Source organism: Kitasatospora sp. NPDC087861 (genome assembly GCF_044742585.1).
Lineage (GTDB): Bacteria > Actinomycetota > Actinomycetes > Streptomycetales > Streptomycetaceae > Kitasatospora.
The window spans coordinates 38,765-59,709 of the sequence record NZ_JBIUUS010000023.1; the positions used below are offsets into that span (position 1 = coordinate 38,765).

The 20,945-nt window shown below is 69.9% G+C and carries 18 protein-coding genes and 1 pseudogene; 7 read left to right on the forward strand and 12 right to left on the reverse strand.

The window, feature by feature from the left end; genetic code table 11:
• Positions 1-24: 24 nt before the first annotated feature.
• Both ACIOJE_RS28815 and ACIOJE_RS28820 read right to left on the reverse strand, forming a co-directional pair.
• Positions 25-663, reverse strand: coding sequence for a nucleotidyltransferase domain-containing protein (locus tag ACIOJE_RS28815; protein ID WP_400780032.1), 639 nt, complete (start codon positions 661-663; stop codon positions 25-27).
• A 311-nt stretch (positions 664-974) separates the two neighbouring features.
• Positions 975-1,145, reverse strand: coding sequence for a hypothetical protein (locus ACIOJE_RS28820; RefSeq protein WP_400780034.1), 171 nt, complete (start codon positions 1,143-1,145; stop codon positions 975-977).
• 394 nt (positions 1,146-1,539) lie between these two features.
• Here ACIOJE_RS28820 and ACIOJE_RS28825 point away from each other — a divergent pair, with 394 nt between their 5' ends.
• A complete protein-coding gene (locus tag ACIOJE_RS28825; protein WP_400780036.1) occupies positions 1,540-1,914 on the forward strand; it encodes a hypothetical protein in 375 nt (124 codons plus the stop codon).
• 95 nt (positions 1,915-2,009) lie between these two features.
• Here ACIOJE_RS28825 and ACIOJE_RS28830 read toward each other — a convergent pair whose 3' ends face one another.
• Positions 2,010-2,393, reverse strand: a complete 384-nt coding sequence (locus ACIOJE_RS28830; protein ID WP_400780038.1) for a hypothetical protein — start codon at positions 2,391-2,393, stop codon at positions 2,010-2,012.
• A 147-nt stretch (positions 2,394-2,540) separates the two neighbouring features.
• On the opposite strand from ACIOJE_RS28830, the gene ACIOJE_RS28835 reads away from it, so the two are divergent.
• Positions 2,541-3,539 (forward strand): winged helix-turn-helix domain-containing protein, encoded by a 999-nt coding sequence (locus ACIOJE_RS28835; RefSeq protein ID WP_400780040.1) that lies wholly within the window; start codon positions 2,541-2,543, stop codon positions 3,537-3,539.
• A 99-nt stretch (positions 3,540-3,638) separates the two neighbouring features.
• On the opposite strand, the gene ACIOJE_RS28840 is transcribed toward ACIOJE_RS28835, so the two are convergent.
• Positions 3,639-3,827, reverse strand: coding sequence for a hypothetical protein (locus tag ACIOJE_RS28840; RefSeq protein ID WP_400780042.1), 189 nt, complete (start codon positions 3,825-3,827; stop codon positions 3,639-3,641).
• Between the two features lie 313 nt (positions 3,828-4,140).
• Here ACIOJE_RS28840 and ACIOJE_RS28845 point away from each other — a divergent pair, with 313 nt between their 5' ends.
• From ACIOJE_RS28845 to ACIOJE_RS28860, 4 genes are all read left to right on the forward strand, one after another.
• Complete coding sequence (locus ACIOJE_RS28845; protein WP_400780044.1) at positions 4,141-4,929, forward strand: hypothetical protein; 789 nt, start codon at positions 4,141-4,143, stop codon at positions 4,927-4,929.
• Positions 4,930-5,435: 506 nt separating this feature from the next.
• Positions 5,436-6,350, forward strand: a complete 915-nt coding sequence (locus ACIOJE_RS28850) for a DUF6192 family protein (RefSeq protein WP_400780046.1) — start codon at positions 5,436-5,438, stop codon at positions 6,348-6,350.
• Between the two features lie 2 nt (positions 6,351-6,352).
• A complete protein-coding gene (locus tag ACIOJE_RS28855) occupies positions 6,353-6,775 on the forward strand; it encodes a hypothetical protein (protein ID WP_400780048.1) in 423 nt (140 codons plus the stop codon).
• Positions 6,776-6,816: 41 nt separating this feature from the next.
• Positions 6,817-7,662 (forward strand): IS5 family transposase, encoded by an 846-nt coding sequence (locus tag ACIOJE_RS28860; RefSeq protein WP_400780050.1) that lies wholly within the window; start codon positions 6,817-6,819, stop codon positions 7,660-7,662.
• Positions 7,663-7,717: 55 nt separating this feature from the next.
• Here ACIOJE_RS28860 and ACIOJE_RS28865 read toward each other — a convergent pair whose 3' ends face one another.
• The 4 genes from ACIOJE_RS28865 to ACIOJE_RS28880 all read right to left on the reverse strand — a co-directional run bounded on the left by ACIOJE_RS28865 (position 7,718) and on the right by ACIOJE_RS28880 (position 11,989).
• Positions 7,718-8,254 carry a hypothetical protein gene (locus ACIOJE_RS28865; RefSeq protein WP_400780052.1) on the reverse strand — a complete coding sequence of 179 codons (537 nt, stop codon included), beginning with the start codon at positions 8,252-8,254 and terminating at the stop codon, positions 7,718-7,720.
• Between the two features lie 602 nt (positions 8,255-8,856).
• Positions 8,857-9,261: a DUF6009 family protein gene (locus tag ACIOJE_RS28870; RefSeq protein WP_280686140.1), complete on the reverse strand. Its 405-nt coding sequence runs from the start codon at positions 9,259-9,261 to the stop codon at positions 8,857-8,859.
• Positions 9,258-10,889, reverse strand: a complete 1,632-nt coding sequence (locus tag ACIOJE_RS28875) for a phage/plasmid primase, P4 family (protein ID WP_400780055.1) — start codon at positions 10,887-10,889, stop codon at positions 9,258-9,260. The genes ACIOJE_RS28870 and ACIOJE_RS28875 overlap by 4 nt, the downstream gene beginning before the upstream one ends.
• Positions 10,886-11,989, reverse strand: coding sequence for a bifunctional DNA primase/polymerase (locus tag ACIOJE_RS28880; protein WP_400780057.1), 1,104 nt, complete (start codon positions 11,987-11,989; stop codon positions 10,886-10,888). The genes ACIOJE_RS28875 and ACIOJE_RS28880 overlap by 4 nt, the downstream gene beginning before the upstream one ends.
• An 891-nt stretch (positions 11,990-12,880) precedes the next feature.
• On the opposite strand from ACIOJE_RS28880, the gene ACIOJE_RS28885 reads away from it, so the two are divergent.
• The gene (locus tag ACIOJE_RS28885; RefSeq protein WP_400780059.1) at positions 12,881-14,764 is read left to right on the forward strand and encodes a DNA/RNA helicase domain-containing protein; all 1,884 of its coding nucleotides are present in this window, start codon (positions 12,881-12,883) and stop codon (positions 14,762-14,764) included.
• 33 nt (positions 14,765-14,797) lie between these two features.
• Here the strand turns inward: ACIOJE_RS28885 and ACIOJE_RS28890 are convergent.
• The 4 genes and pseudogenes from ACIOJE_RS28890 to ACIOJE_RS28905 form a co-directional block, all read right to left on the reverse strand.
• Positions 14,798-15,614: pseudogene (locus tag ACIOJE_RS28890) on the reverse strand (transposase); the annotation flags it as partial.
• A gap of 106 nt (positions 15,615-15,720) precedes the next feature.
• Entirely contained in the window at positions 15,721-16,614 is an 894-nt protein-coding gene (locus tag ACIOJE_RS28895; RefSeq protein WP_400780137.1) for an endo alpha-1,4 polygalactosaminidase, read from the reverse strand.
• A 568-nt stretch (positions 16,615-17,182) separates the two neighbouring features.
• Positions 17,183-18,064 carry a hypothetical protein gene (locus tag ACIOJE_RS28900; protein WP_400780061.1) on the reverse strand — a complete coding sequence of 294 codons (882 nt, stop codon included), beginning with the start codon at positions 18,062-18,064 and terminating at the stop codon, positions 17,183-17,185.
• Positions 18,065-19,224: 1,160 nt separating this feature from the next.
• On the reverse strand, positions 19,225-20,811 hold the full coding sequence (locus tag ACIOJE_RS28905; protein ID WP_400780063.1) for a Na+/H+ antiporter: 1,587 nt from the start codon (positions 20,809-20,811) through the stop codon (positions 19,225-19,227).
• Positions 20,812-20,945: the final 134 nt, after the last annotated feature.

A 20,945-nucleotide genomic window follows, 5' to 3' on the forward strand; every position in this document is an offset into this window, starting at 1 on the left:
TTACGCCTGGCCGTCCAACAAGTACTACCCCGCCAGCTCCGCCAGCCACGGATGACCGGGGTGCACGCGCTTCAGCCACCCGCGGAGGACGTCCCGGCGTGCCTGGCTCAGCAGCGGCAGCACGCCGTCGAAGTCCGCCTGATCCTTGGGCCGCGCCGCCTTCGCTTTGAACAGCAGCACCAGCTCCGGCACCAGGTAGGGGATCCCGTCGGCTGTCCGCTCGATGATCGTGTCGTACGGCAGCCGCAGGCTCTCGTCCCGCCGGCAGATCCAGGTCCCGCCTTCGTGCGGCTCGCGGAAGACGTCGAACAGGAACTGCCCGCTTCCCGGATCACGCAGCCAGGTCTGGTGCGTGGCCGCCAGTGCCCCGGCGCCCGCCGCCGGCCAGACTCGCCCCGAACCCACCGCGTCAAACACGTACTCGGGGAAGCGGTCCCGAATCTCCGGGAATCCCGCCGTCGGCACCGCGATCTCCAGGTCGCCGTGCAGCCGCGATTGCCTCCCGCGGAACAAGTCCAGCGCCCAACCGGCTGCGACGCACCAGGTCACACTGACCCCGTCCAAGCGCTTCGCGACCCGTTCCGGCCGCCATGCGTCCGCCCACCGGGCATCCAGTTCGTCCGCTTCGAGCACAACGCCGCCGGGCGGCAGAGAGTCGGTCATCGTGACAACCTACTGCCGGCCCCGCTCTGTCGGTCGACTCTTCAGTAGCAGAAGCACCTGATCATCGACGTTCGGTGGCACCAGCCACGGTTCGATGGCACAGCCCGACGGGCCCGGCTCCGCCGGCTCCGATTTTCCGCAGAAAATCCGGGTCTGCCAGAGCTGCCTTCGAGGGCGGATGCCCCACGGCGCGACGACGAGCTGCGGACGGTCCGGACCGCTGAGCCGTCCACGGATCTCCTGGTAGCGAAATTTTCTGCGGAAAATCCGGAGGCCGCTGGCACAACCGGGCTCATCCGGCCCGGCAGGGATCAGCGGTACAGCACGTCCGCTGCCTCCGGGCCGCTCCGGTGGTCCCGGATCAGGACCTGCCCCGTCCCGGGAGGCACGGGGCAGTCCGGGTCGTGCAGGTTCAGGTCGACGAGATCTGCAGGAAAGACGAAGCCGGTACCGACGTGCGCCGGGTCGAAGGCCAGGCTCACGCGTAGCCCGCTGCCGCGGTCGGACCCGGACGAGTCCGCGGGATGCGGTCCCGGGCAGCCGGTTCGACGGCCTGGACACCGGTGATGCCGGCAGCCCGACGCCACCGAATTTTCCGCGGAAAATTCGTCCGGTCGGATCCTGGGAACGATCCCGGCAGGCGGCGGGGGAGAGGGCCGGAGAGGCATCCCGAGCGAGCACAACGCCGAGCGTGGCGTGGTTCGCCCAGCTGCCCGCACGGCGGAAGGCGCCGCTGGGCCCGCCGTGGACCGGCCGGTACCGCACGGGGACGATCTTCGGGGGTGACCCGCGCGGGCTTCCAGCTCCTCCGCAAGCACGTCCTGTTGGCTGTGCAAGCGCTTCCCGAGCTTCCTTCCTGCAACGATCACGGTCGACATGAACAGCCGGTTCGAGCAGGACAGAACCTCTGACAGCAACGTTCCCCAGCCGCAGTGGACGGAAGTGGTCGGTCTTCAGACCGTGGACTGCGATGGCCTGGTTCAGTCTGTGACCATCTACGTCGGCCAGCCCTCCACCGCACTCATCGCGTTCCTCGACGGCGACTCGCTCACCGAGATCAGCGGGACCGACTATCTCGACTGTCTCATCCAGGCTCGACGGCAGCTGGAACGCGACGGCCGTCTGCTCTGCTGCCAGGGAGCCCGCCCCGACGTTCACCCGTCAGGACAGTTGCGCCAGTTCACCAATGGGCGGCAGGCGTGCGTCCGCTTCCCGGGTGCCAGGCGCCGTTCGGGCCGACCAGCGCCGTGAGTCGGCTGAACCGCCGGTGATACAGCGGTGATGCAGCGCTGAACGTGCCGGTGCCCGGCCATCGGGTGTGGGGCGCGATGGCCGGGCACGCGGGCTCAGTTGAGCGGACCGCAGGTGTGGGTCTGGCGGGTGCCGTTGTACCAGCGTTCGACGCACGCCTGCATGTTGTGCCCGGGTCCGTCGGCCCACCAGCCGGAGCCGGCGCCGCTTGAGTGCCAGACCTCGGTGCCGTTGTCGATCAGGCTGAAGCGGCACCAGTACGGGTCCGTCGCCGAGGCCTGGATCGGGTTGTTCTCCATGAGGTCGTGCCACCCGGTGCTGGTCGACTGGAGCTGGATCTCCTCGACGGCCACGCAGGAGCCGCTGCCCACCGTGAAATTGCCCTCCTGTGCGAAGGCCGGGTTGACGCCCAGCGCGAGGATGGCGGCCGTGCCGAACGCGGCGGCCAGGCCGAACCTGGTCTTCTTGCCGATGCCCATGCTTGTTCCCTCCGTGGTTTTTGGCCGGTGGACCCATGGAAGCGGCGGCGCCGGAGGCCGGTAAAGTCTTTTCGATTTCCTCGAATGCGCTTGCGGCGGCGGCCTAGTGTGTGCACCGGGGCGGTGGCGATTCGGGGGAGGGCGGCCGTGATCAGGATCGGCATGGGGGCGCAGGGCTGGGCGAACACGCGATTCGTGGTCTCGCCGCTGCATGCGCTGATCGAGGGGGTGATGTTCGAGTACTGCCCCGTACAGCCGCAGGCCCGGGAGTTGAGCGCGCGGCTTCGAAAGACCCTGCGGGAGCGACGGCTGACGGTGCTGAGCGGGCTGTTCGCCGGGCACTGGCACTACATCCCGGACTTCACGCTGCCCCGTCCGACGGTCGCGCAGGGATCGCTGGACAGCGAACTGCACGCCGTCGCCACCACGAGTCCGGACCGGCTGGCCCGGGAACTCGACTTCATGCTGCACGAACCGGCCGTGCGGCGCGCCCCGCCCGCCGGCGCGCCACGGGAGTTGCTGAACGCGCTGGAGCGCGGGGAGTCGTCGTTCGCGGAACGGGCGGCCGGTGAACTGGCGCAGCTGTGGGACGGCGCGATCGCCCGGCAGTGGTCCGTGCTGCAGAGCCGGATCGAATGCGACATCGCCCGCCGCGCCCGGACCATGTCCCGGCAGGGCCTCGCGGACGTCTTCCCCGGCCTTGACCCGCGCATCGGCTGGCACGGGGACCACCTGCGTATCGACGTCCCGTTCGACATCGACGTACCGGAAACCGACATGCTGATCCTCGCGCCATCGGTCTTCAACGGCTCGCTGTCGGTGGCCATCGACCCGCTCCCCGGAGCCGGCCCGCAGCAGGCGGTGATCTCCTACCCCGCGTACCCTGGCGCCGACGACGGCGGCAGGCCGGCGGGCAGACCCGCCGCCGACCAGATGGCGGGCACCCGAGGCCGCATCCTGCGCGACCTGACCACCCCGCGCACCACCACCGAACTGGCCCACCGCCACTGGCTCACCCCCGGCGCCGTCTCCCATCACCTCACCGCCCTGCATCGGGCCGGCTTCGTCCTGAAGTCCCGGGAACAGCACCGGGTCTACTACCAACTGAGCCAACGCGGCCGTGACCTGGCCGCCGTGTACGGCTGAGCGCGTCGGCACCGGGGCCGGCCGACCGTCATGTCCTGGGGCGAAGCGTGCCGGTGAGGTGGTCGAGGGCGACGTGGGTGCGGAGGCGGACGCCGGTGGTCAGGGTGCCGCCGTCGACGCACACGTGGGGTTGCGGTCGAAGGCCATTCCGCGGCCGCCGGGGGTGGGCTGTCGTGTGCCGTCGACGGTGAACTCCCGGTCCTGGGCGCCGAGGAGGACGTAGAGGCCGCCGTAGGCGTTGACGAACTCGAAGACGTCGTCGCAGCCGAGGGTGAAAGGTGCCTGCACGGCGCGTTCCGCTCCGAACCAGCGGGGACAGTTCAGCCCCTGTTCGAATACCCCAGTCGCAGCGGTGCTGTCCGAAGCGGTGAACATCTGCTGCCCAAACCCGGGTTCTGGCTCCACTTCCGTGTCGGTGACGCGGGGTCATCCGGTCGGAGGACGCGAGCACTTGACGAGAGGCGCCGCCGGTTCGCCCCCGAGTCGAACCCCGTGCTGGTTGGCGACACGTCTGCACCATCCGGTTCGGCAGCACCTTCACCAGCAACGGCAAGGGGCGGGTCTTCCCAGCGGTGGCGGTGATCATTAAGGTGTAGAAGCTGTGAGCATGCGTGAATCCGGTGACGACCTGTGGGAAGAGTTCGTCAAGGAGTTTGAGAAGAACAACGCGGTACGGGAACCGAGTGCCGCCGAACGGGCGCGCCAGCCCGTGCGACGAAACTCGCGACGCCGGCTGCTGCTTCCGGCGGCCGCTGCGCTGCTGGTAGCAGCAGGCGCGGCGGCATACGTGATCCGGCCGTCGGGCCCGGCACCGGCCGCCGCGCCTGCACCTGCTGCGCCGACATCGTCCGCTCCCTCGCCGCACGCAGCGACGCCGCCGATCGGCGCCTCGTCGGCGGCATCCGACGCTCCGGCCTCGGCGATCCCACTGTCCGTCTTTCCGGCGCTGGTGCAGGGGTACACGCTGGTGGCGGACGTGGCGAACCCGAACTACACCGGCCCGGACACCGTGGCGCCGACCCTCGCCGGGTTGATCACACAGGGCCGCGGCTGTCTCGGCGTCGACCTGGCGCTGTACAAGGATGCCGAGGGCAACCAGTACAACTTGGCGCTGTTCACGATGAAGGACCAGGGCGACATCGCGCACCTGATGACCCTTCTGGGCTCCCACCCCGATGCCTACGAGGTCGCCGTCCAGATCCCGCCCAAGGACTCGGGCCTGCGCCAGTTGCCGGCCGACAGCGGCCTCGTGCAGGGCTTCGCGGCCTACGGGCACGGCATGCTCGTCGGTATGGCCCAGTGGTCCGATGGTCGGACCGCAGACCTCGACAAGCTGGCGAAGCAGCTCTCTCCGCTGACCGAGGCCGTCATCAACAACGTTCCTGCCTGAGAGCCTGTGTCTGAGTCGAGCATGACAAGACCGACTGGTTCGGGGAGTTCTACGCTGCCGGGGTGTCCGGTGATGTGGGGCGGTCGTGTCCGGCGTGCGGTGGCCGGCTGAGGGCTGGTGTCCGGGTGGAGGCGGTGTTCTGTTCGTCGAGGTGCCGGTCGGCGCATTGGCGGTCGGTGCGGCGTTCGCGTGTCAAGGTGGCCGCGATTCGGGCGGCGGTGGTGGCGCGTTGTCCGGTGTGCGGGGTGTCGTGGACGGTGGGGTTGGAGCGGGTGGCGGGGGCGGTGTTCTGTTCGGGGCGGTGCCGGACGAGGGCGTGGAGGCTGCGGTCGGGGCGTGCGGTGGAGGGCTCGCAACCGTAGTGATGCCGTCGGCCTGCTTCTGCGCGGGTGTGCTTCCGCGCTCCGTTCCGGCGTTGGCGTGTCGGCCCTGATTCTGGCTGCGGGCTGGGGGTTGTCGGTCGGCAGCCGGTGCCGTGCCCTTGGCCGGTGGGGTGGGTGGTTGACGTGTCGGAGCTTGTCGGGGCGGTGTCGCTCCAGCGGTACGACGAGTTGGTCGCGGAGGGTCGCGACCTGGTCGAGCAGATGAGGCGGTGCCAGTTCCGGATCGGGGACATCGCGCTGGAGATCGCGCCGATGCGTCAGGTCGGCGGCCACAATCCTTCGCTGGTGGAGGGCCTGTCCACGGTGACGTCGGCGCTGGAGCGGTTCGCCGCGGACATCGGCCTGACCTACAAGACCGTGGAGACCTACCGCTGGACGTCCTCGCGCTGGCCCGCCGGACACCGGCAGGTGGGGGTGTCGCACACGGTCCACAAGATCCTCGCGTCGGTCGAGGAGGACCGGCGCCTGGAGACGATCCTGGCGCCGCCGATGGACGAGCGCACCGGCGCCGGCCGGTGGACGCCGGACTCCGCGAAGCGGGTGCTGGGCTGGCACGTCGACACCCCGGTGACGGTGCAGGAGAAGATCGAGCAGGTCCACGACCTGGTCGCGGACGAGACGGTCGCCGCTCAGGTGGCCACCGACCTGCTGCGCCGGCCTTCGGTGGCGTTCAAGGCGATGACCGACACCACGGCCCGCCACCTGGTGAACCGGGCCCAGGTCGAGCACGCCCAGCAGGTGGCCGAGGTCACCCATGTCACCGCCGCGGAGGCGGTGAACGCGCCGGTCCCGCTGCTGCACCAGATCCAGTCCACGATGCAGTTCGTCGACCTGATCGGGGCGTGCTCGGCGTTCGTCGCCCAGATCGGCCGCATCGTCCCGTCCCTGCGGGGCCATGTGTTCACCGACGACGAGCGCGCGACCGTCGAGCGCAACCTGGCCCGGGTCCGCGGCGCGTCGGACTGGGTGGAGTCCGCGGTCACGACCGGCAATGCGGGCCTGGACGAGGCCCTGGCCGCGCTGCTGCGGGGCGAGTAGCCGTGCCCGGGCGCAAGCGGCTGGCCACCAACGTCTGCGCGGACCAGGTCTGGGTCGCGCTGCGCGAGGCCAGGCCCGCCGGGCTGACCACCAGGCAGCTGATCGCGGCGACCGGTCTGAACGCCAGCCAGGTCCGCCGCGGTCTGATCTACGTCCGCGAGATCACCGCGGCCGAGCACATGGCCCCTCTCATCTGGACCCGCCGCGACGGCTTCAAGTTCAGCGAGGAGCCGGCCGAGCTGATCGCGTTCGAGAAGGCCCAGTTCCTCACCGAGCTGACCCGGATCACCCGCCTGATCAGCGCCACCGTCTCCCCGCACGCCGCGCTGTTCCCCGACGACGAGTACGTCCAGCTGGTCCTGCAGCAGCTCGGCGGCGTCCGGGCGTCCCTGCACATCCTGGCCCGCGAGGGCCGCGGCCGCTGATCGTCCTGATCCCGACCCGCGGGTGGAAGGCGGTATCCGAAGTGCGTCAGCGCCGCTACCCCTCGGACACCACCGACGCCGAGTGGGTCCTGCTCGAACCCCTCCTCCCGGTGCCGGCCTGCCAAACGGCCCGGGGCGGCCGCCCCGAAGCCCACCCGCGCCGCGAGATCGTCGACGCGATCCTCTACATCGTCGACAACGGCGCGAAGTGGCGCTCGCTGCCCGCCGACTTCCCGCCCCCGTGGCGGACAGTGTTCGGGTTCTTCGCCCGCGGGGCCAAGGACGGCACCCTGCCCAGGATCCTCGACCTGCTACGACGCGGGATCCGCCTGCGCGCGGGCCGCAGCGCCTGGCCGGTGGCCCTGGTCGTCGACAGCCAGTCGGTCAAGGCCGCCGACACCGTGCCCAAGGCCACCAGCGGCTACGACCCGGCCAAGAAACTGACGGGCCGCAAACGGCATCTCGCCGTCGACCTCGGCGGCCTGCTGGTCGACCTCCTGGTCACCCCGGCCGACGTCGCCGACCGCGACGGCGCCCGGCAACTCCTCACCCGCCTGCACGCCGCCCATCCCGAGATCACCATCGTCTGGGCCGACTCCGCCTACGCCGGCGAACTCGTCGACTGGGCCGACAAGGAACTCCACATCACCCTGAAGATCGTCAGACGGCCCCCTGACGCTCAGGGCTTCATCGTCCTGCCCCGCAGGTGGGTCGTGGAGCGCAGTTTGGCGTGGTTCATGCGCGCCCGCCGAAACTGCCGCGACTACGAGAGGCTGCCCGCTCACGCCGAGGCCCACCTCGCGTGGAGCGCCATCACCCTCATGCTCCGACGCCTCACCCGCACCGCGGCAACGACAGCACGCCCCCGGGCCGCACTCGCCGCGTGAGACGAGCCCGGAATCCTGGAAGCGTGTGTCCGAGCCGGGTATGACAAATTACGGGTTACTCGACCGAAGCGTCGTAGTGGATCGCGTCCTCGGGGACCCAGGGGAAGTGAACCCACGGATATCGTGCGGGCATGTGGCCGCTCGGATCGAATGCGAGCACCGCCTCGATGAAGGGCTTGGGCGGCTTGTATCCGTGGTCGATGACGTAGTGGCCGATGAGTGTTGGAGCGGCGAACGCTCTTCCGTGCCTGTCCGGGATACGAATCTCACCTGTACCGACGCTGCTTCGCTGATGTCCGGGCCGCGGTTCGTACGACTCGGGCGGCTGCTTGTCCGAGGGCGGGCAGAGCTCGCACTCGTGGAGGCCCAGCATCTCGTTGACGGCCTGCACGGCAAGGACGGCCTCAAGCGCCTCGATGAAGCCCGTCGGCACCACGCCGCTGGCCCACGGCTGATCGCCCGACAACCAGCCGACGTTCAAGCGCTCGTACGGGGGCTCGAACGTCAGAGACCGGTAGCCCGTGGTCATGTCGGTGAAGGACTCTCCACCGTTCCAGTAGGTGTAAGGACTCATGTCCTCGTAGAACGTCACCGCATGTTCCTACCACCCGCGCCTCCACCCGGTCGGCCCAGGAGCCGTTCGGATCGCCATCACCGTGACGGCGATCCGAACGGCTCTTCATTACAGGCCCAGCGACGAGGGCCCTGACCAGCATCGGAAGTTCAAACACAGCCACTGACGGAGCGCCCTGCCCGACTCCTCCTCGAAGGGCTCGGCGCCCACTGGACGTCGTACGGCTCCGAATCAACCTCCACGACGGTTTCGACAGGTTGAACCGGTTTACGTCGGGCCTGCTCGGGTTCAGCACCTTCGGGGAGGGTCCTGAACCATGGGGAACACGAGCGAGCTGGACGGCCTGCGGGTGCGGGTGGCGGCGCTGAAGGCTGAGGTCGACCGGCTCAGCAAGGAGTCCACGGCGGCGCGCACGCTGGCGGCGACGGCCGACCGGGACGGCACGGAGGTCCGGTCGTCGCCGCGCGGCCGTACCCAGGTGCCGCATACGATCCGCGAGGAGCGGGTCGCGCAGCGCCCGGCAATGACCCAGCGTGCCGAGGCGGTCGGTGTCCTGATCTCCGGCCCAGCCGAGCAGACCAGGGTCCTGTCGGCCCGCACCCCACCGTACGTAGCGGGCCTCAGGCCTTCGGAAGCGTTATCCCCAGCTCGAGCATCGCCGGCGAAGCCGGGCCGCCCTCGGAGCGCTCGGTCTTGTAGCCCTTGACGCCCGGGGCGACGGTGCGCGGGTCAACGGCCTCCGAGGGGGCGCCGGTGGAGTACAGGCCGTCCGGGTCCTGGTCGCGGTCGTGGGGCAGCAGCCAGAAGACGCGGCGGCGGAAGGTGCCGGAGGCTCGGGAGGACCTGGCATCCGGGCCGAGGATCGCGTAGCCGACCATGCGGCCGTCGCGGTGGTAGGCGGGGCGGCCGCGGCGGGTGGTGAGCCGGTCCAGCGACTGACGGACGTAGTCGAGGTCGGAGGTGTCCTCCAGCCAGACGAGGTCGGTTTCGTGGGCGAGCTCGGCCGGATCGATCAGCGCGCTCACGCGTTCTGCTCCTCTGTGTCGTCGGTGATCAGGCCGATGCCCGGGTAGTACTTGCGGCTGTTGGACAGGACCATCTCCTTGGGAGAGGTCATACCCAGTGTCTCGCGGACTCGTGCGGCGAACGCGCGGCCGGATACGGGATTGGCCCCCTCGAAGCCGCACCAACGGGTGTAGGCACCGAAGAGCTGGGACTGTTCGGCACGCATGCCCTCCCCGGTGAGGCAGGCCTCCTTGAGGAAGCGGCCGACGTGGTCCTCGGTCTCCGCGTAGGCGGTGGTGGCGGTCTGGACGGCCTGGGGTCCGGCCAGATCCTTCTCACCGGCGAAGTAGCGGCGGGCGCCGTCGATGAGCCAGGCGAGGATACCGGGGCCCTCCTCGGCGACGAGGACGTGGGCCAGGTTGTCGATCTTGCGTTCCTCGGGGACGACTCGTTCGAAGGGGATGAGGCGCATGCGGCGCCAGAAGGCGAAGCCGCCGGTGCCGACCTCGGGGCGGTGGTTGCCGAGGAGCCAGAGCTTGTGAGTGGGCTCGAAGGAGAAGAAGTCCTGGCGCATCCGGCGGGCCTTGATCTTGTCACCGCCGGTGAGGAGCTTGACCCGGGCCTCGTCGAAGCGGTCTCCGGGCTTGAGCTCGGAGCAGACGATGATGCGCCGGCCGTGGAGTTCGGCGAGGTCGGTGGGGTGGCCGTCGAAGGTCTTGGCCATCAGGAAGCCGGGCGGGGCCGCGTCGGCGTAGTCGCCGAGCAGCTGGATCATGACGTCCAGGAGGACGGACTTGCCGTTCTTGCCCTGGCCGTAGAGGAAGGGCATGACCTGGGCGCCGACGTCGCCGCTGATCGAGTAGCCGAGCAGCAGGTGGAGGAAGTCGCGGGTCTGGCGGCCTTCCCTGTCGTCGCCGAAGGTGTCGGTGAGGAAGCGGTCCCAGCGGGGGGTGGGCATCCGGGCGGGGGCGAGGGTGGTGGAGCGCGAGTGATGGTGGACCTTGGGGTCGGGCGGGACGATGGCGCCGGTGCGCAGGTCGACGACGCCGCCGGGGGTGCACAGGGCGTAGGCGTCGGCGTCCAGGAGGGAGGCGTTGAGGACCATGCCGGGGGCGGACTTGGCCTGGGCGAGCATGGCGTTCATGCCCGAGGTGGACAGGGCCCGGCGGCGGTGGCGGCGCAGGTCGGCGTTGGTGTAGACGCCGCGGGGGTCGTGGGTGGCGACGCTCTCGGCCATCTCGCCGGCGGCCCACAGGACGGTGTCGTCCTCGTCCAGCTGCCAGCGGTGGGTGGCCCAGCGGTACCAGCCGATGCCGGGGACGTGGCGGTAGTCGCGTCCGTAGAGGTGGACGAAGAGCTTGGCGTTGCCGCGGTCGGACAGGGAGTCGGGCAGGAGGCCGTGCGGGCTCGCCTGGGGGCCCGCCGGGGCCTGGTCCGGCCGGTCGGCGACCGGGGCCGACTGGAGGGGCTGGACGAGTCCTTGTGGCTCTGCGGCGGGGGCGGGGGCGGGGGCGTCGAGGAGGCTCTCCTGGACTGCGGTGCCGTGCCAGGGGGCCTGTGAGGGCCCCGGGACCGGCGGGTACTCCAGGATCTGCTGGGCAGCGGCCACGGGATCGAAGACCGTCCTCTTGCGGGTGCTGTCGCTCATCCTCGCGCCTTCCCGATGTGCAGGGGCTGCCGGGCGCCGGCGGCGAGGGCTGAGCGGATGACGGCGGAGCTCTGCCTGTCCTGGGAGGGGCGGGCGGCGCGGGCGGCGTCGGCGAGCAGTCGCTCGGCGGCGGCATGCGTGAGGTGTCCGGCGGAGACGAGGCCGCCCGCGGTGTAAGCGGCGCGGTTGAGTTTGCCGGTGAAGCCGGCTCCCTCAGGGGTGGTGGCGCAGTCGGTGACGTCCTGGAGGACGGTGTCGAGGACCCGTTCGGCGCCGCGCTTGCCGCCGCCCGCGGCGACCACGGCCTGGCGGGCACGGTCGGGGACGGCGGGCTGGGGCGTGGGCTGCGGGCTGGGGCGGTCCTTGAGGTGCCCGGTACGGATGAGTTCCTCGGCCAGCCACTGGGGGAGTGGGGCGGGGGTGGTGACGCCGGGCAGGGGGGTGTAGGTGCCGCTGATGGTGACGGTGCTAGGGGCGACGATGTAGCCGCCGTGGGCGCGGACGTCGACCTGCCAGGCGAGGGCCCGGCCGGTGGAGGAACCGGTGGAGCAGGTGAAGCGGTGGTGGGCGTCGTCGCGGTACCAGATGTGCAGGCCGCCGGAGGGGGTGCGCACGCGCAGGGTTCCGGTGTCCTGGGAGGGGTCGGGGGCCTTGCGCAGGGCCGCGAGCAGGGCGAGCGTGTGATAGCCGTTCTCGAGGCCGTCGAGGTCGACGCGGTCGTGGATCGGGATGCCCGGCAGGATCCGGTCCCGGGCGGGGACGTCGGCGGGGTGACTGTCGACGTCGATCACGACCAGGCCGGCGGGGCCGCAGGCGACCCCGGTGCCGAAGCCCGGGTTGAACCGCCACCAGGCCCCGATGATGTCCTGGTCGGTGGAGGCGGCATGGAAGCCATGGCACCAGCGACCGACCCGGGGGCAGGGGCACTCGGCGGGGGAGTGGGGGGAGTCCTGGCAGGGGGGGCAGTTCGCCGGCGGGGTCTTGCGTCCCGGGGCCAGCGGATGGACCGGCCAGCCCTGGGCGGCACACCAGCGCGCGACGGCCAGTGCGTCCGGCTGACGCTCCGTTCGGTCGCTCCCCACGGCCTTCGGCGCCGTCACGCTGGTCCCTTCCCCTTGGTTCGGTAGCTGCTGCAGCTTCTTCGGTAGCTCGGTAGCTGCCCGGATTTGAGTCGCTCGTTCGGTCGCTGACAGCAAAAAGCCAGGTCAGAGCACTGGTTGGTGCTGGATCAGCGACTGAAGCGACCGAAGTCCAGAAGATAGCTCACACAGACTAGCCGAGCGAGCACATACGGTCCCGGACCACCGGGACTTGCGGGGAAACTGAGCGACCGAACCCCGGGGCAGCGACCGAGTCGCTTGGGTCGCTGTTTTCGGTCCGGGGACGTTTCCGCAGGTCGAAGCCGATTTTCCCAACAAACAGCGACTGAAGCGACTGAAGCCCGGGTCTATAACGCGCACACGCACACGGGAATGTCTTCATATACCGGACCTTGAGTCGCTTGAGTCGCTGATGGGGTAGGTGAATAGGCTCTGACCTGGTGTTTTACCCAGCGACCGAAGCCCAGCGACTGAAAGCGACCGAGTCTCTCGAGGGTCAGGGCCCGGCGTGTCGCGCGTGTCAGGTGCGAGGTGAAGCCGCCGGTTCGGTCGCTTGGGTCGCTTCAGTAGCTGTGACTGCCGCCAAGGCACAGCCCAGCGCCCGCACCCGGTGGTCTGTTCCCCAGGTGAACGTACGTGCCCGTGGTTCCGGAGTCGGGTCACTCCAGTCGCTTGGGTCGCTCAGCAGAGGCTCAGTCGCTGTCAGCGGGAGAGACACCGGTGAAAGGCCCCCGAGAAGCGCGTGAGCGCTCCTGCCAGCTACCGAAGCGACCCAAGCGACTCTGGTACGGACATTCCGTTACTTTCGGAGTAGTGGCCGGCCAGGGGTGCCCGTGCCGATCGGGAAGCCCCGGAGACCCCACTGTCGGACGCCGGTGGTATTCATCGGTCATGTACGTACACCGGGGGACCATCAGCGAGGCGGCACGGCAGAGCGTCCGGCCGGAGTTCGTCGACGAGTGCGTCGCACGCTTCCGCAGCCGACGGGGGATGGACCCGGGTGAGGAAGAGATCGGCAGCTGGCGGCGGAGCTGGCCGGTGCTGCTCGACGCCCTGGTGCGCGCAGGCCTGGGAGACCTCGACGTCCTGCTGGAGCTGTCGCTGCCGGGGACAGGCGAGCGCGTCGACATGGCCGTCGTCGGCCAGGACACGGACGCCGAGCTGACGGTGGTGGTGGTCGAGCTGAAGCAGTGGACGTGGGCCGTGCCCGCACCGGGCGAACCCGGAATGCTGGAAGTCGGACAACGGACCCTGCCGCACCCCGCCCGGCAGGTCGGCGGCTACGCCCACTACCTCAGGGACTGGGCCGTCGGCGGAACCGGAATCCAGGCACGGGGCGTGGCGCTCCTGCACAACGCCGGGGCCGAACTGCTCGGGCATCTGCGTGCCGTGTTGCCCCCGGACTCGCCCAGCGCCGAGTTCCCGCTGCTGGGCCGTGACGACATCGCCGACGGCGTCCCCGCCGACGAACTGGCGGACCGTCTCCACTGCCGAGGCCTGACGCCCGCGCCCAAGGACGCCATCGACCGCTTCCTCGCCGGCGAGCACCGGCCCTCCCAACGCGCCCTGCAGCGACTCGCCGACAACATCGAGGGCCGCAACCGGTTCCCCCTCGTCGGCGAGCAGGACCGTGCCCGCCGCGCGATCCTGGACGCCGTCAAGGAAGCCGGCGGGAAGGGTCCCGGCGGCCTGGTCGTGGTCACCGGCGGCCCCGGCACCGGCAAGACCGCCATCGCGGCCCGCCTCATGGGTGAGCTGTGCCGCATGGAACGGCGCAACCCCCGTCTGCTCACCACGTCAGGCGCCCTCACCAAACAGCTCCAGCGGCTGCTGCAGGACGAGTCCCGCGGCCTCGTCGCGACGTTCAAGCAGCAGCCGCCCAGCGGGCTGGACAAGAGCAGTGTCGTCCTCCTCGACGAGGCCCACCGCGCCGAGACCTACCCCGAGCAGCGAACCTCCGGCTTCCCCGCCTCCCTGCGCAACCTCCTCGAGCGGGTCGGCGTCCTGGTCCTGTTCCTCGACGAGCGTCAGATCGTGCGTCCCACCGAAGGCATCACCCTGGACGAGCTCGAGAGCCACGCCCGCGAGTCCGGGGCCGTGATGCGGCGCGTCGACCTGGAGACCCAGTTCCGCTGCAACGGTTCCCAGGCCTACCACCAGTGGGTCGACCTCCTCTTCTCCGCAGACCGGACCCCGCAACCGTGGAACAGCGGCGGCTACGACCTCGCCCTGGGACCGGACCCGCAGGCCCTCGCCGCCTGGGTCGACGACCATGCGGCGCAGGGCCGTAGCGCCCGGATCACCGCCGGGTTCTGCTGGCCCTGGAACGCCGAGGCCGTCCCCCCGCTGGAGCCCGAGGTCGCCATCCGGTGGCACGGCCCGGACGAGGACGAGCACTCCTGGGCCCGCCCCTGGAACCTGCGCGCCGAGCGGCCCGTCCCCGGATTCCCCGACGTCCCGCCCCGCCCCTTCTGGGCGACCGACGAGGGAGGCCACGACCAGGTCGGTTGCATCTACACCGCCCAGGGTCTCGAATACGCCTTCGGTGCCGTCATCCTCGGCGCCGACCTGGTCCGCCGTGACGGCCGCTGGCAGGCCCACCCCGAGGTCAGCCACGACGCGAGACAACTGCGGGAGCTGTCGCCACGGCGATACCTGAGGTACGCGCTGAACACCTACCGCGTCCTCGCCACCCGGGCCACCCACGGCACCCGCCTCTACTCCACCGACCCCGAGACCCAGGACTACCTGGCCTCCCTGTTGCCCGGCTCCTGACACCGCCAAGAGGACGTGCCCTCGGACCTCGCCGAGACCGCGGCGCGCGACGATCAGGATCCAGGTCCAGCGGTCCGCCGCTTCGGGAGTGCGGAGTTTCGGGGTGGTCCATTCGAGGATCTGCTTCGCGAAGCGGAAGAGGTGATCCAGATCGAAGCGGTGAAGAGATGCCTGCCAGCAACGGTCCACATCGGCGGGGGCAGAGCCGGTTTTCGAGGACCACAACCGCACCGGAGGGGCATCCCGGTTCTTCGACAGATACTCGATCTTTGACCGCGTCAACGTCCCTTCGGCCAAGGGTAGTTCACCGTCGTGGTCGAGCCAGGAGGAGCCGTGGGTGGACCCGGTCCCATGCCTGGGCTTCGGCCTTTACCGTAGTGGGGCGGTGTCGGTGGCTGTGGTGATCGCGGGTTCGGGCCGGGTCTCCGGTTCGGTGAAGCGGAATTCCGGGCCGTGTTTGGGCGCCCGGCCGTTGGCGCCGTGCATCCGCGGCGGCTTCGGCAGGCGCATGACACAGTCGGAGCGGATGCGGCCGACCAGCTCGACGGGGAGGTCGCGCAGGACCCGGGCCAGGCGGGTGGCGCCCGGTCCGCAGCCGACCGACGTCGATCCGGCCGTGGTGTAAGCCGCCGTACATCGCTCCGTGCCCACGTCGGTGCTCGGGCAACAGCGTCAGATCCACCGGGGACTTCACCGCACCGTCCGCACACAGCACGGCGTCCACCAGCTCGAACAACTCGTCACGCCGGGCGGTCAGACGCTCGTAGAACTCGCCCCGGAAACGTGACGCTTCCGCGGACGGTTCCCTCCGGACGGCATCTGGCAGCAGACTCACCCTCACGGCCTTCATCTTGGTCACGCGCATTCTTGGTCGGAGCACATGATCAGACGAAGGCCGGGGTCTGTCCAGCGACTGGACAGACCCTGCAGGCACACGAGCGGGTGACGGGGTTGGTTCAGCAGGTCTGGCGCAGGTAGCCGGGGTTGCTCGGTGGAACGACGTTGAGGTCGCGCCGCACGATGCTGATGCGGGTCCCCCAAGTCGTGCACGCCGCCTGGAGGCCCTGCTCGTCGTACTCGATGTCGAATACGCTGTCGCCGAACGCGTGGGTGTAACGGTCGCACTCGCCGTACGTGCCGCACTGTTCCACCACCGCGAAGTCGAGGCCCAGTTGCTGCCGGTCCGGGGCCAGCTCCGCCGCGTTCTTCTGGGCGATGGCAAGGCCTTGTCCGTGGGCGTGCGCGACGAGTAGAGACTGGTACGCCTCGGCGTCGGCCGCGCCCAGCAGTCCGGCCGACCGTGTGTAGCTGTCGTAGTTGTCCGGCTCGACGGCGTTGAAGCCCTTGGTGGCGCACTCGTCGATCCAGCCGTCCACCTTCAGAGCGATCCGCTGACGCTTGGTGTCCGCGCTGATGTCCAGCAGCGCCTCGTTCCAGGTGGTGTCGTGGACGACGTTGCCAGCCTGGTCCCGGAGCAACAGGTCCTGGTCCCATTCCTGCTCTGCGTCCGGCTGGGCCTGGAAGCCGTTGACGTAGCAGATGTTGTAGATCCCCGGTGCCGGGGACACCCCGTGGTCGCGGCTGACGACGGACACACCGGCCGGCGGCTGGTACGGCCCGCCGATCTGGTAGTCGAACCCGGCGTGCACTGGAGGCACCGTCACGGCGGGCGAGGCCGTCGCCGATGCCGATGTTCCCTCGGACGTGGAAGGCGAGATCGTCACCGCCGGTTCCGCGGTTCCGCCGCAGGAACTGCACGAAGAGACTGCGAGAACGGCTGCCGCCGAGATCGTCAGCGCTGCGGCGATCCTGACCCGCGACCTGCGGGATCGACCATGGTCAACGGGCATCATCGAACTCCAGGATGACAGGGCATGTCCTCAGGGCAGCTCCCCCCGTGCGGTGCCGGAAACACGAAGGACCACCCCGGTGCTTTCCTCCCGAGAAGGGACAACCGGGACGACAGGGGAATCGAGGAATGTCCGGGGAAAAGGGAGGATCAGGCGCATCGCGCCGGGCGACGGAACCGCCGTCGTGCGCCCGCGATTTGATCGTATGAGAACGTCGAGTGGCGCCGCATCGGCGTGGAAGAGCGCAGCGCGGCAGCCTTCGTCCCGGCCGGAAGAACCACGGCCGCTTCGCGGCGGCAGCGGTCAGGCGCAGTGCCCCCTGATCGCCTGCCTCGTCGGGCAGGGCGTCGATGGGGCGGCGAGGCCGCGTAGTAGTGCGGCTGCGGTGCTACCGGGCAGCCAGGTTCCGTGCGAGAAGCAGACGCAGCAGGGTGATCGCGTCATCGGGGTCGGCGGACAGCAGCATCTGGTTGTCGGCGGTGTCAGGGACCGGGCGGTGATCGACGCCGGCGGCCAAGGTCTTGGCCGCCGGCGAGGTGTGGAGGCTGCGGACAGCGGGCTCGGTGGGTCAGGCCACGCAGCCGGGGACCGTGGTGGGGCTGCCGAAGCAGTTGGTCGGGTTGTTGGCGAGCACGGCGGTGAAGTTGAGCGTGACGCTGCCGCTGTCGTTGTAGACGCCTCCAGGGGCGTTGGTCGCGAAGTTGCTGACGACCTTGCTCAGGGTGAGCGTGGTGGTGGCGCCGGCACCGCCGAAGTTGGCGATTCCGCCGCCCGCACCCGTGGGCCCGGATGCCGAGTTGTCGTAGACGGAGCTTCGCGAGACGTTCAGCGTACCGTCGTTGGCCACTCCGCCGCCCAGCTCGAGCGCGTTGTTGTTGACGACAGTGCTCTTGTCGATGGTCATGTCGCCGTCGTTGCCCAGACCGCCTCCGTTGTGGAGCGCGCTGTTGCCACTGATGAGGCTGCGGTCGACGTGCGTGGTGGACCCGGTGTTGCCGCCGATCCCGCCGGAGAAGTCGGCGTGGTTGTCACGGATGAGGCTGCGCCTGACAGTGAGGACTCCGTCGTTGCGGATGCCGCCCCCGAAGCCTCCCGTCGCGTCACCGTTGGTGATGATGGCCTCGCGAAGGTCCAGGTTTCCCGTCGAGTCGACCGTGAGGATGCGGAAGGCCGACGCGGCCGGGCCACGGGTGATGGTGGCGCCGTCACCCTTGATGGTGATCGTGTTCTGGATGGACGGCAGCGGGGTGGTCAGGGTGTAGATGCAGCCCGGGGCCAGGGCGAGCGTGCCGCCGGAGGTGTTCGCGTTGGTGATGGCGCTCGCCAGCGCGTCGGTGGTGCACGGGACGAACGTCTGCGCGGCTGCCGGGGTGGCGGCCACACCGGTGACCATGAGGGCGGCCGCCCCGAGAGCGCCCAGCGTTCGGATCGCCAGCTTGCTGTGGTTCATCGCTTCTCCCTGGTGTCGAGTGGATCGTTCACGGGGCTGCGTGCGGCGTGTCCGGGAACGGGTCGAGGGTGTGCTGGGACCAGGCTCGTGGTGGCTTGAGCCCTCTGGTGTGGTCTGGTCGCACCTGTTCGGGCACCCGGCCTGCGGCTGTCGGGGGCGCAGGGGGTGAACGTCCGTGCGTCAGCGATGGCAGAGCCCCCGGCACCGCCTCCGGTGGGTCCTTGATTCGGGCTGACGGCCGGCGGGGGTCGTGACGACGCTCACCGTGTTCGCGCCGTTGTCGCTCACGTAGGAGGAGAGAGAGTTTGGGGTGAATGCCACCTTGCTCAGGGCGGTGTCGATCACGTTCACGCTGACAGCCGCGTTGTTCACCACGTGGGCGCGGCTGCCGTTCGGGGTGACCGCGATCCCGGTGGGCCCGCCCCGACCGGCACGGTCGCGTCCGTCGCCGCCGGCCCTGCTGTCAGGCGGTCAGTCGCTGAGGTCATGACGTCCCCTCCGGTCAAACGGGGACCGTCGACGTCCAAAGGCCGTCGCGTTCACGACAGCCGACATGACGTTGGCTCCTTACCGGGGGCGCCCGACGGCTGCCGGACCGGGAGCACATGTTTGTCTCCTGAGGTCCAACGCATTCCCCCGGCAAGGGATGGGCGGCCCACCGGGTGTAATCGCTACGAGTAACTCATAGGGTTACAGAAGGTAGCCATCAGAAGACCTGCTTCTCACCCGAACGGCCGAGCGCGCTCTACCCGGAAACGATCCCGCACGTGCTGTCCACCCAGCCGCGACAGCCGCTTCCCCGCGTACCGCGGCCACACCTGCCAGCCCTGCAGCGTCTCGTTCGCGTTCCCCTGGAACGGCCCCGTCAGCAGACGCGGAGCGGCCTCCAGCGACCTACAAACCCTTGCAGGTCCAGGCCCGGGCGGGCGCTCGGCGCGGGCGCCCCGGAGGCGTTCCTGGTCCTCGCGACGGGCGGCCTCGCCTCGCGCTCGGCGAGAAGGCGTGTCTCCCACCACAGGTCGAGGAGGGCTGTCGCAGGGGGCAGCCACCTGTTGCACGACCTCCGTGTGCGGGTGCTCGAAGGAGGGCGGGCAGCGGTAGAGCTGCATGTTGTCGCTCCGCCCGATCTGGATGCGGGTATCGCTCGCAGCGCGGACTCGTCAGTCGCGGGCACGGAGGCTGGTTTCCTCGAGGTCGAGTTCGCGCTGGATCCGGCGCCGGGTGGCGTTGCTGATCATGTTCGCTTCGTAGAGGCGTTGGAGCTCGGCCGCCTCGATGCCGATGAGTGTCCGGCGTATCTCGCGGTAGGCGTCGGCGGGACGGGCGTCCGGGTCGCTGTAGTGGGCGTCTTCCGCTTGGTGGATGCGCGCTTCCAGATCGCGGCGAGCCTGTTTCACGGCGGCCTCGGCGGCGGCGCCCAGTTCGGCGAGCTCATCCAGATCGCCGAGCTGTTTGAGCTCTTCGAGAGCGGTGTGGGCGATGCGTCGGCGGGTCCGGGCCTCCTCCCGGGCGGTGTGCTCCGGTTCCAGAGCGATGCCCGAGCGGCGGACGACGGAAGCGAGGGTGAAGCCCTGGAACACAACGGTGAGCGCGACGGTCCCGGTGGTGAGCGTGAGAACGAGCGCCCGGTGCGGCAGCGGCGCCCCCGTGTCGGTGACCAGGGGGATGGAGAGCGCGGCGGCCAGCGGCATGACGCCTCGGGTGCCCGCCCAGGACAGGACGGCCGGAACACGCCAGGAGAGGCGACTGTCGCCCTCCCTGTGCCGGTAGTGGATCAGGGCGGACAGCGGGAAGATCCACAGCAGGCGGATCGCCAGCACGGTGAAGGCGATCACCGGCACCCACAGCGGCCAGCCGTGCTCGTCGTGCGCGAGGTGACGGACCGCGGAAGGGAGCTCGAGACCGATGAGGGCGAAGACGACGCTCTCCAGCAGGAAGGTCACGGTGTCGTAGACGGCGTGGACCTGGAGACGGACGGGGGCGTTGCCGAGCTTGTGGCCGGTGCTGCCGAGGACCACCCCGGACACGATGACGGCGGTCACGCCGGAGGCGTGCGAGTCCTCCGCGATGACGTACGAGGCGTACGGAGTGACCAATGCGATGACGGTCTCCAGCACGGGGTCCTCGGTCCGTCTGCGGATGAGGGTCACCACCGCGGCGACCGCCGCGCCGATGAGGGCTCCTCCGCCCGCGAGGATCAGGAACTGCTCGACCGTCCCGGACACCGTGATGGCGCTGCCGGAAACCGCGGTCGCCACGGCGACCTTGTACAGAACCAGCGACGTGGCGTCGTTGAACAGGCTTTCCGCCTGCACCATGGCCTGCACCCGCGGTGGCAGGGACAGGCGCCGGCCGAGTGCGGTAACGGCCACGGGGTCGGTGCTGGCCAGGACAGCGCCAAGGATGAACGCGGTCGCGATGGTGAGCGGGGTGATCGCTCGGGCGACGTACCCGACGGCGACGGCCGAGGCCAGGACCAGACCGAAGACCAGGCCGGTCACCGGCCGCCACACGCTGCGCAGGTCGCGAACGGAGATTTCCCCGGCCGAGGCGTAGAGCAGTGGCGGCAGCACCAGCACGCTGATCACGTGAGGCGGCAGGCGGACCTCGGGAACCCAGGGTATGAGCCCGACGACCAGACCGGCGATGACGAGGAGCGAGGGAGCGGGCAGGCGCCACCGCCGGGCACCGGTCGCCACGGCCGTGGCCAGGACCACGAGCAGCAGGATGACGGTCAGACCAGTCATACAGCGTCCCCAGTGGGTTACGGCTTGTTACCCCCTCTGACCAGGTGCTCTATCAACGTAACCGGATCACGGACGCCAGCGCACCGCCAACGGCGGCCCCGGCGACAAGGACGGACCCCCTGGACGGCGTACGG

Coding starts and splice junctions, on each gene's coding strand:
- ACIOJE_RS28815 (WP_400780032.1), bottom strand. CDS start 663: ATGACCGACTCTCTGCCGCCCGGCGGCGTTGTGCTCGAAGCGGACGAA.
- ACIOJE_RS28825 (WP_400780036.1), top strand. CDS start 1,540: ATGAACAGCCGGTTCGAGCAGGACAGAACCTCTGACAGCAACGTTCCC.
- ACIOJE_RS28830 (WP_400780038.1), bottom strand. CDS start 2,393: ATGGGCATCGGCAAGAAGACCAGGTTCGGCCTGGCCGCCGCGTTCGGC.
- ACIOJE_RS28875 (WP_400780055.1), bottom strand. CDS start 10,889: ATGAGCGACAGCACCCGCAAGAGGACGGTCTTCGATCCCGTGGCCGCT.
- ACIOJE_RS28885 (WP_400780059.1), top strand. CDS start 12,881: ATGTACGTACACCGGGGGACCATCAGCGAGGCGGCACGGCAGAGCGTC.
- ACIOJE_RS28895 (WP_400780137.1), bottom strand. CDS start 16,614: ATGCCCGTTGACCATGGTCGATCCCGCAGGTCGCGGGTCAGGATCGCC.
- ACIOJE_RS28900 (WP_400780061.1), bottom strand. CDS start 18,064: ATGAACCACAGCAAGCTGGCGATCCGAACGCTGGGCGCTCTCGGGGCG.
- ACIOJE_RS28905 (WP_400780063.1), bottom strand. CDS start 20,811: ATGACTGGTCTGACCGTCATCCTGCTGCTCGTGGTCCTGGCCACGGCC.